The following is a 9557-nucleotide window of genomic DNA, read 5'->3' as shown; positions in this document are numbered from 1 at the left end:
ATGTTGACCTACACAATTTTAGTGTTAAAACTTTGTTCAGTTTTCAAAGGTCTACCTATCAGTTAAACACTTGCGTCTAACTAACAGCTTAATCATTTTATCAAGCCAACAATTTAATGTCAAGAACTTTTAAAATGATTTTTCTAACAAATTATCAAGTAAATGATAAAATGTTAGGCGATGTCTAACAGACAACTTAATTATCTTACCTAAGTCACAAGATCAAGTCAAGAACTTTTTAAAAATAATTTTGACGATCAACGTTAAACAATTAAGTTTAAAACGTTGATCGTCATTGCTATCTGTCACAACAACAAGATATATATTACCGTTAATGACAAATCGTTGCAAGTATTTTTTATACTTTTTTTCCAATTTATTTGGTCAAACTAACTTATTTGCCAGTTTCTTCCTATAGTTAACCAATTTACAATCTGCCTTAAATTAGTTAACTTAGCGGTTATTGCTTAATACTATAGCACCATTTACAGCTCTTTTGATAACCATTTACCTTTCGTATAACTAAAAAAGCAACTATCGATTTTAAATGATCAATAGCTGCATTTATCTAAAAGAATGTTTTACTTACTACAATAGTGAAAATCAATAAAACTACTGACGCTGATGAGGCTGCCAAGACGGCGTTCTTTCCACTGCTCAAAAAGGCTTTGAAATTAACGCTCATCCCTAAAGCTGCCATTGCCATACCCAAGACTAGATAAGCCAGCTTAACTAACATTGCCAACACATTGGCTGGCATTGGTACAAACGTCCCGATGACACTAGCTAATAAAAATCCAGCCATAAACCAAGGAATGGGAAGCTTCTGTTTTTCACTGCCGGCCACATGCTCTTGGCGTTGATACCATATACCGATAATTAAAGCTGCTGGGGCTAACAATAATACTCTGGAAAGCTTAGTAATGATCGCAGCACTCAAACTAACCGAACCACCTGCCCCACCGGTAGCAATCGCATGGGCAATTTCATGCAATGAACCACCAGCCATAACTCCAAACTGAGTTGAGGACATATGCAGCAATGGTTTGATACCAATTTCGATCAATGTAAAGACGGTTCCTAAGATAGCTACGATTGCAACTGCTAAAACTTCTTCATTATGTTTAGCCGTTTCCTCTTCTTTGGAAACTTTGATCTGCGGCGATATTCCCATAACGGCAGCGGCACCACAAATTCCAGTTCCACTGGCAGTTAAAATTGCTAGACGCTTGCTGACACCGAACTTGCGGGCAATATTATAAGTCAACAAGATAGTTCCGGTCACAATGCAGATAGCGAACAAGATAGTTTTGACACCGGCATTGGCTAGATCAATCAAGTTCAATTTGAATCCTAATAAAATAATTCCTAAACGTAAAAATTTATTGGAAATGAATCCAATTCCTGCTTCGGCTTTCTTAATTGCTGGCCGATAAATTTGAAACATCATCCCTAATATCAGCGAGATCACTAATGCACCGATAATAGTTAAATATGGCAGTCCCCCGAGAAAACTACCGATAATTGAACAAAGCAAGGTCATGCCCAAGGCATAGTAGAAACTCCGTTCGAAAAGTTTTACATACATAAATTAATTCCTCCATGTACAAAATGGTAATATATAACTTGCATAATTAAAAATTAGTATTTATTAGTTATACATAAGCAAAATTTATACAGAGGCCAAACTATGCTAGATAAACGCTATAAGACTTTAATTGTTTTATCAAAAACTCAGTCGTTTACCAAAACTGCCGAGCAACTATTCATTACGCAACCAGCCGTTTCACAACAGATCAATTCCTTAGAAGATGAGTTGCAATTACAGCTTGTCATTCGAGAACATGGCAAAATCACTTTAACTTCAGCCGGCATCAATTTGGCTAAATTTGCTAAACAGACCGAGTTAGAGAGTCAAAAAGTAATCGAATCACTCCAAACAAGTGCTGAACATCTCAAAATGGGTTGTACCCTCTCACTCAGTTCAACTATTTTACCCAAATTCATTCAACAACTGTCGACGCGCACGAACGTTGTTACAACTAAGATCAACAATACCCAACACATTCTCCAAAATATCCGCGATGGCAAAGTCGATTTTGGTCTAATAGAGGGCAACTTCAATAAAGATGAATTCGACTCTTTTCTCGTCCAAAAAGAAAACTTTATTGGCGTCTCACACGATATTATTGACACCACTTCAATCGATAGACTCTTTGAACAGACTTTACTCATTCGAGAGACCGGTTCTGGCAGTCGCAACATCTTCGAAAATTGGTTGGCTACCCAAAATTACCGAACTAGTGATTTTCAAAATGTAATTGAAATTGCCAGTCCTTCTGCAATCATTGAATTTCTCAAACAAAACTCTGGGATCAGCTTCATGTATGAGTCATTAGTTATTGACGAATTAAAACTCGGCCAACTAAAAAAACTAGATCTACCAGGATTTCACGTCGAACATCCTATCAATCTAGTTTTTCTAAAGAATTCATATTTTAAAGATACTTATCGAGAAATAGTTGACGCTGTTTAGTCAGCAATTTCAACGCTTTCCATAACGATATCATCCTTAGGTTTGTCGTTGCCATCACGTTTAGCACGAGCAATTTCACGAACGACGTCCATACCATCAATAACTTGGCCAAAGACTGTGTGGCGGTGATCCAACCATGGAGTTCCACCATTCTTATATTCAGCAACGATTTCTTGAGGATAACCGGCACCGGCCATTTCTTTGATCATCCGTTTAGGCATATTTTGATTAGAAACGATGAAGAATTGACTGCCGTTAGTATTAGGACCAGCATTGGCCATTGATAAAGCACCATCGAGGTTGAACAATTGGTCAGTGAATTCATCTTCAAAACTTTCACCATAAATACTTTCGCCACCCATACCAGTTCCAGTTGGGTCGCCACCTTGAATCATAAAATCAGGGATAACACGGTGGAAAATAACGCCGTTATAATAACCTTTTTTAGCTAATTCAACGAAGTTCTTGACCGTCTTAGGTACTAATTCATCGAATAGTTGAATCTTAATATCGCCATGGTTAGTCTTGATAGTTGCAACACTGCCAGTAGCGTTTTCTAAATCTAATTGTGGGTATGTCATTTTGTAATTCCCTTCTATATAAGTAAATCTACTTTAACATACTTGAGTCATATTCCAACTGTTTGCTATCAACAGTTACATCAATCCATATTTTTATTTATGGAATCGGAAGAATAAATGAACTAATCCGCAGATCATCCCTATTAATAAGAATAAATAACCGATTGGAATAAGGAAAAATGGTTCGTGAAGCATTCCATTTGCATCTATGGTCGAACCGATAATTGACGATAATAAAAAGCAGCCGATTCCGGCCAAAATCATAATAATCGTCGTATATAATGTAAACTTGATTTTTCTCATCTCACTGCCATCCTTCACTAATTTAGTAGCCATCGTTGGGTCACCCAAAATAAGTTGGTCCAATGACAAGGTAAATATTTTAGCAATCCGCACAACCATCTCCAAGTCAGGTAAATTCCGATTATTCTCCCAACTAGAGATTGTTTGCCGTGAAACATTCAATTTTTGAGCCAACTGTTCCTGAGTTAACTTTCGGCTGCTGCGTAATTTCTTGATCTGGGTTCCAAAGTCCATGAATTCATCTCCTCTTCAATTCAGTTATACCGATATTAATCTAAAAATTAAAGCTAGAGTTACAAGCATCCCTGATATACCAAGCTTTCACTTGTAAAAAAGACAATCCGTATGACTGACTTTTCAAATCAATTCAAATGTGTTAGTTTTATTATCCAACAAATTTGAGGAGATTTACTTTGATCACAGAAAACATTCAAGATTACACTTTGGGACATGACGCCCCTACATTAGACATTACGATTACCGGTAAAAGCGACATTGACTATTCTCACGACGATTTAAAAATTGCTGCCGCAATAAAATTAATCGAATCTTGCGACAATAACAATTTCACCCTTCTGACTGGCGAACATGAACTTTATAAGGATTTATCCGATAAATTGTACGTTGCCGTTGAGGACTTTGTTCCTAAAAGTTATATGTAAAAACAAAAAGCTAGAAAATCTTTAGGATTTTCTAGCTTTTTTATTTTGTGATACTATTATTTCAGCACTTTTTTTCGAAAGGAATAATAATATTGCCATCATCCCTAAATTTAAACACTCTCATCAAGAATATGTTTCTCAAAGTCGACTGGGAATCCGTCTTGCAGCACATTGCTTCAGTTGTCATCCAATTGGTCCTTCTGACGGTCGTTTTACTCTTGATCAACTGGATCGGTAAAAAAATCATTCGTCACATTTTCAAAACTGGCTTGCGTGGTACTAAAGCCACTATTTCCCCTAAAAAATTGGATACTATTTATACGTTGATTCTCAATATTTTCAAATACATCTTAATGTTCTTTTGGATCTACGCCATTCTCTCAGCTATCGGTATTCCAGTGGGAACACTGATTGCTGGTGCCGGAATATTCTCATTGGCTATTGGTCTTGGTGCTCAAGGATTCGTTTCCGATATGGTCAATGGTTTCTTCATCTTGTTAGAACAACAGATCAGTGTCGGCGATACGATCAAGATCGGTGCCATCGAAGGCCGGGTCACTTACGTTGGTATTCGAACGACCCAGATTCAAAGTACTGACGGTACTTTGAACTATATCCCTAACCGCAACATCACAGTTGTCAGCAATAAATCCCGCAATAACATGCAGGCTTTAATGGAAATTCCGATTGCAAGTGATGCTCCTTTTGATAAAATCACCAAAATTATCGATGATATCAGTAATGATATTAATTTAGAAGAATTACAAATAACTAAAAAACCAGCCATTCTTGGTTTTGCCAATCAAAATGACGGCACCCTCGTCATTCAAATTGCCGCCTACACTAAACCAGGCGCTCAGTTCAATGTCAAAAACGTTCTATTAAAAGATTATCTTTCTGCAATTAAAGATGCTGGAATTGAACTCCCAAAGTAACTCTTTATATTCAACTCCAAAATGAATTTGGAACATAACTATATTTTTCATTAAATATGCAGCGTAAACGTGCAACAGAACTCAACTTCTTCCGCATAATAGTAAAACCGCCAATATTCGCATTATGAATATTGGCGGTTTTCAATTATTGCTCGGAAGTAAACCGAGTTCTGTCACGCTCTATGGCAAATCATTGCCTGCTGCAAAGTAGACATCGTACCATTCTTGTTTTGTAAGTTCTACATCAGCACCCTTAGCACTGTCAACAATATGTTCAGGGTTCATTGTTCCGATGATAACTTGAATATTTGCTGGATGTCTCAAGATCCAAGCTGCGGCAATGGCATTCTTACTTACACCATATTTATCAGCTAATTCTTGTAACTTTTGGTTCAATTCTGGGAACTTGTCGCTACCAATAAATGTTCCTTCAAACATACCATATTGGAATGGTGACCAAGCTTGAATAGTTGTTCCGTTACGTCTTGAAAATTCTAGTAGTCCGCCGTCATGATTGATCGAACGTGCATCAGTCATATTAGTGTGCATACCGTAATCAATCATTCCTGTGTGAGCAATACTGAATTGTAATTGATTAATCAATAGTTTTTGATCGATTGCTTCTTGAATCATTTGGAATTGTTAGGGATTAAAGTTAGAAACACCGAAGTGTCTTACTTTACCAGTTGTTTGTAATTCATCAAAAGCACCAGCAACTTCCTCAGGTTCCATCAATGGATCTGGACGGTGTAATAAGAAGGCATCCAAGTAGTCGATTTGCATTCTTTCAAGGATTCCATCAACTGCTTCGATGATGTGTTTCTTGGAGAAGTCATAACGTTTGCCAAAGACAAAACTACCGTGACTACGAGCAGGATCAAAGACGATTCCACCTTTTGATTGAATATAAACATCATCACGGGAGATATTTGCTTCCTTCATTGCTTTACCGAAAACTTTTTCGGAATTGCCCATACCATAGATATCGGCAGAATCGATGTAGTTGATTCCGGCATCAACGGCAGCTTCCAATGATTTGGCTGCGTCTTGTGTAGATAAAGCTTCCATGCGCATGATTCCAAGTGCTACGGCTGAAGCTTTCCAATTTGTGTTACCAATATTAGTTGTTTCATAAATATCAATTTCCTTTATCTCTCAACGAAATCAAGAATAGTACTTAGAGTGTGGTCTAGGTCAATCGATTTTTGAAACTTTTTCAAATTTATTTATCGACACCGAATTTGATCAAAGCTTTTGCGGCATCCAAAACGGTATCTTCTGGTTTGTGTTGGGTCCAGCCTAAGTCCTTTTCTGCGGCGGCAGTTGTGTGGCGATATTTACGATCAAGCATTGGGACCAACGAACGTAATTCTGGAACAAAACGGGCAGCAATTTTTAGAACCCAATTTGGTGCTAGACGAATTTTGATCTTCTTATATGGGAAGTTAGTTTGGTAAACTTTCTCAATATCAGCCATCGTCAAAGTCTGTGAAGCGGCTAAGTAACGTTTGCCAATAGCTACGGTGTTTTCAAAAGCTAAACGGTGTAGATGTGCCAGATCACGGACATCAGAAATTTCCAAAGGAACGTGTGGTGTCATTGGCATGCCGTTCAAGAGACGCAATAATACGCCATTGGAACTGACTGCTTTATCAGACAAAATTGGTCCGAAGATAGCACCTGGTAAAACCGTCGTCAATTCCATATCATTTTCGTTGGCAAACTTCCAAGCGGCCTTTTCAGATTCAACTTTAGAAATACGGTATGGATCAAGGTCAGGATTGTTGACATCTGTCCAAAAACTCTCATCCAAAACTTCCGTACTGCCACTTTCGGGTGTTGAAGCAGCTTGAGAACTTGTCATGACAACTCGTTTAACGCCAGCATCTTTAGCAGCTTGTAGAACTGTCAAAGCACCATTCTTAGCGACACTGACTAATTCTTCAACTGATTGAGTTCCGTTACCCATTGGTGAAGCCACGTGGATCACGCCATCAGCACCTTTGATACTCTCAACCCAATTCTTAGGACTTGTTAAATCAGCTTCAAAGAAATTCAAGTTAGCCATTTCTTCAGTTGAAACAGCTGCAGCAATTTCTTTTTCTAGTCGTTCAGTCTTCTTCATTGAACGGACACTTGTACCAACTTGATAACCAGCTTTGAGAAATTCAACGATTACCCAACCTGCAACAAATCCTGTACCGCCTGTTACAATAACTTTTTCATAATTAATATCCTCTTTGTTTGTTTAATTTAGACAAACAATACTATCAAATGTCTAAAATGTCAAAGAAAATGTTATAATAATTTCAGGAGGTATATTAAATGACACCCAAAGAAGAATTAATCATCAAGTTCAACCACATTATCTTGATCCAAGGATTCAGCAATTTCTCAATGGTTGACCTTGCTAAAAAAGCTGATATCAGCCGTGCCAAATTATACTTATACTTTAAAAATAAAGATGAGATCGTCCAATCCGTCGTCAATCGCCACATGGAATTCTTAACTAAATATCCCATCCCCAAACAAGCTGAGAATGAGAATTTATTGTCGACTATTTTGAATTCACTACTATTGTTAGGTTCATCGACTGAATTGTTTGAAAAGGAATTGCAACAAAAATATCCCCAACTCTACCGTGATTTCCGTCACGGTTATGATCAATACTTAATTGACCTCAAGAGTTTTTATCAAAATGCCCAACAAAAAAAATTAGTCATCAGTACCGTCTCAGCTGACTTTTTACTCTACCAAAATAAAATTTGTATCCGTGGTATTTTGGACGACGTTCGTACCAACCAAATTAGTTTGGAAAAAGGTGAACAGTACCTTCGCGAATATTTTATCTATCAGATCCACTCGGTCTTCACTAAAGACTTAACGGTATCTGATGCAGTGAGAGAGTTTGGTGAAGTGATCGTTAAAGAGTATTACGATACTTATTCATTGATTGAACACTAATTTTTAAACTATACAATTTGGCTAACTATATTAAAGAAGTTATAATAAAACTATCAGAAACCATAAAAGGAGCTATTTTATATAATGGAAAAACGTATTAAAGGTTCATGTACATCGATTTTAGTCGGTAAGAAGGCCTCACTTGACGGTTCAACAATTATTTCAAGAAACGATGACGGTCACGAAGCTCTTGATCCTCAACGTTTCGTCGTTGTTAACCCTGACTACCAACCTACTGAATACACTTCAGTTATTAGTAAAGTTAAGGTCGATCTACCTGACAAAGCTTTACGCTATACATCGATTCCTAATTCAATTTTGACTAACGGAATCTGGCCAGCTGCTGGTATCAACAGTGAAAACGTTGCGATGTCAGCTACAGAAACTATCACAACTAACTCACGTGTTCTTGGTTTGGATCCATTCGTTGAAAATGGTCTCGGTGAAGAAGACCTTGTCACAGTCGTACTTCCTTACATCAACAGTGCTAAAGAAGGTGTAGAACGCCTTGGTAAGCTGCTTGAAAAATATGGTACTTACGAACCAAACGGTATTTCATTTGCTGACAAAGATAATGTTTGGTGGCTAGAAACAATCGGTGGACACCACTGGGCTGCCGTTCGTATCCCTGACGATGCTTATGTTGTTGCTCCTAACCGTATGAACATTGACAACTTTGATTTCGATTCTAAAGACACTCTTTGCTCAGATGATTTGAAAGATATGATCGACGATAACAATTTGAACCCTGATTTCAAGAAGTATAATTTGAGACATATCTTCGGTAGTTCATCAGTTAAAGATACCGTTTATAACAACCCTCGTGCCTGGTCCGGTCAAAAGTTCTTCAGTCCCGACGACACTCCAGACGATCCAATGAACCAAGATCTTCCATTCATCTGTCACGCTAACCGCAAGATCTCAATCGAAGATGTAAAATTTGTCTTGAGTTCTCACTTTGAAAATACTAAATATGATGTCTACGGTGATGGTACCGAAGCTGAAAAGAAGCTCTTCAGACCAATTGGTATCAACAGAAACCACGATGTTCACATTCTACAAATTAGAAACAACGTTCCTGATGAAATTGCTGGTATTCACTGGTTAGCTTATGGTGCCAATACTTTCAACACAGTTGTTCCTTTCTATGCCAATGTTAAAGACACTCCTGCTACATACAAGAATGCTACTGGCAAATTCGACCTCAATAACATGTACTGGTTGAGTTGTACAACTGCCCTACTTGGCGATACTGACTACGACCTTTACGTTGATATGCGCAATGACTACGAACTCGAAGCAATGAGTGCTTACCGTCAAATCCAAAATGATACTGATGCCGATATTAAGAATCAAAAGAAAGTTAGAAAATATTTGGAAGATGCTAATGACAAACTAGCTACTACTGCTTTCGAATTACAAACTAAATTGCTTGGCGACATGGTAACAATGGGTTCTGAACACATGAAACTTCGTTATAATCTTAATGATTAGAGAGTGAAGCAAACCGGGTAACTCGTTTTAAACAACCTAAGATTAGTTCTAAGTAAAGATTAAACTCTTTACTTAGAACTTT

At 37.5% G+C, this 9557-nt stretch carries 9 protein-coding genes and 1 pseudogene; 5 read left to right on the top strand and 5 right to left on the bottom strand.

Annotated elements, in window-relative coordinates; genetic code table 11:
* Window positions 1-568: 568 nt before the first annotated feature.
* Complete coding sequence (locus FD29_RS06405; protein ID WP_057888123.1) at window positions 569-1588, bottom strand: YeiH family protein; 1020 nt, start codon at window positions 1586-1588, stop codon at window positions 569-571.
* Window positions 1589-1690: 102 nt separating this feature from the next.
* Here FD29_RS06405 and FD29_RS06400 point away from each other — a divergent pair, with 102 nt between their 5' ends.
* On the top strand, window positions 1691-2536 hold the full coding sequence (locus FD29_RS06400; RefSeq protein WP_057888122.1) for a LysR family transcriptional regulator: 846 nt from the start codon (window positions 1691-1693) through the stop codon (window positions 2534-2536).
* On the opposite strand, the gene FD29_RS06395 is transcribed toward FD29_RS06400, so the two are convergent.
* Together FD29_RS06395 and FD29_RS06390 are read right to left on the bottom strand one after the other, a co-directional pair.
* Window positions 2533-3117 carry a peptidylprolyl isomerase gene (locus tag FD29_RS06395; protein WP_057888121.1) on the bottom strand — a complete coding sequence of 195 codons (585 nt, stop codon included), beginning with the start codon at window positions 3115-3117 and terminating at the stop codon, window positions 2533-2535. The two genes, FD29_RS06400 and FD29_RS06395, sit on opposite strands and share 4 nt — an antisense overlap.
* A 93-nt stretch (window positions 3118-3210) precedes the next feature.
* Window positions 3211-3654, bottom strand: coding sequence for a DUF3955 domain-containing protein (locus FD29_RS06390; protein ID WP_057888120.1), 444 nt, complete (start codon window positions 3652-3654; stop codon window positions 3211-3213).
* 179 nt (window positions 3655-3833) lie between these two features.
* On the opposite strand from FD29_RS06390, the gene FD29_RS06385 reads away from it, so the two are divergent.
* Both FD29_RS06385 and FD29_RS06380 read left to right on the top strand, forming a co-directional pair.
* Window positions 3834-4082 carry a hypothetical protein gene (locus FD29_RS06385; RefSeq protein ID WP_057888119.1) on the top strand — a complete coding sequence of 83 codons (249 nt, stop codon included), beginning with the start codon at window positions 3834-3836 and terminating at the stop codon, window positions 4080-4082.
* A 92-nt stretch (window positions 4083-4174) separates the two neighbouring features.
* Window positions 4175-5017 carry a mechanosensitive ion channel family protein gene (locus tag FD29_RS06380; RefSeq protein ID WP_057888118.1) on the top strand — a complete coding sequence of 281 codons (843 nt, stop codon included), beginning with the start codon at window positions 4175-4177 and terminating at the stop codon, window positions 5015-5017.
* Between the two features lie 180 nt (window positions 5018-5197).
* Here FD29_RS06380 and FD29_RS06375 read toward each other — a convergent pair.
* Together FD29_RS06375 and FD29_RS06370 are read right to left on the bottom strand one after the other, a co-directional pair.
* Window positions 5198-6091, bottom strand: a pseudogene (locus tag FD29_RS06375) (aldo/keto reductase).
* Window positions 6092-6239: 148 nt separating this feature from the next.
* Window positions 6240-7232 carry an NAD-dependent epimerase/dehydratase family protein gene (locus FD29_RS06370; RefSeq protein WP_268872006.1) on the bottom strand — a complete coding sequence of 331 codons (993 nt, stop codon included), beginning with the start codon at window positions 7230-7232 and terminating at the stop codon, window positions 6240-6242.
* A 110-nt stretch (window positions 7233-7342) separates the two neighbouring features.
* Here FD29_RS06370 and FD29_RS06365 point away from each other — a divergent pair, with 110 nt between their 5' ends.
* Window positions 7343-7981: a TetR/AcrR family transcriptional regulator gene (locus FD29_RS06365; RefSeq protein ID WP_057888116.1), complete on the top strand. Its 639-nt coding sequence runs from the start codon at window positions 7343-7345 to the stop codon at window positions 7979-7981.
* A gap of 84 nt (window positions 7982-8065) precedes the next feature.
* Window positions 8066-9475 carry a C69 family dipeptidase gene (locus FD29_RS06360; protein ID WP_057888115.1) on the top strand — a complete coding sequence of 470 codons (1410 nt, stop codon included), beginning with the start codon at window positions 8066-8068 and terminating at the stop codon, window positions 9473-9475.
* Window positions 9476-9557 lie beyond the last annotated feature (82 nt).

The organism is Companilactobacillus mindensis DSM 14500 (genome assembly GCF_001434275.1).
In the GTDB taxonomy this organism is placed as follows: domain Bacteria; phylum Bacillota; class Bacilli; order Lactobacillales; family Lactobacillaceae; genus Companilactobacillus; species Companilactobacillus mindensis.
The sequence above is the reverse complement of the archived record's forward strand: the minus strand, read 5'-3'. Positions and strand labels throughout refer to the sequence as shown.

Bases quoted from the DNA above. Each gene is read 5' to 3' on its own strand.
- FD29_RS06395 (WP_057888121.1), bottom strand. From the start codon at position 3,117: ATGACATACCCACAATTAGATTTAGAAAACGCTACTGGCAGTGTTGCA.
- FD29_RS06360 (WP_057888115.1), top strand. From the start codon at position 8,066: ATGGAAAAACGTATTAAAGGTTCATGTACATCGATTTTAGTCGGTAAG.
- FD29_RS06390 (WP_057888120.1), bottom strand. From the start codon at position 3,654: ATGGACTTTGGAACCCAGATCAAGAAATTACGCAGCAGCCGAAAGTTA.
- FD29_RS06365 (WP_057888116.1), top strand. From the start codon at position 7,343: ATGACACCCAAAGAAGAATTAATCATCAAGTTCAACCACATTATCTTG.
- FD29_RS06400 (WP_057888122.1), top strand. From the start codon at position 1,691: ATGCTAGATAAACGCTATAAGACTTTAATTGTTTTATCAAAAACTCAG.
- FD29_RS06405 (WP_057888123.1), bottom strand. From the start codon at position 1,588: ATGTATGTAAAACTTTTCGAACGGAGTTTCTACTATGCCTTGGGCATG.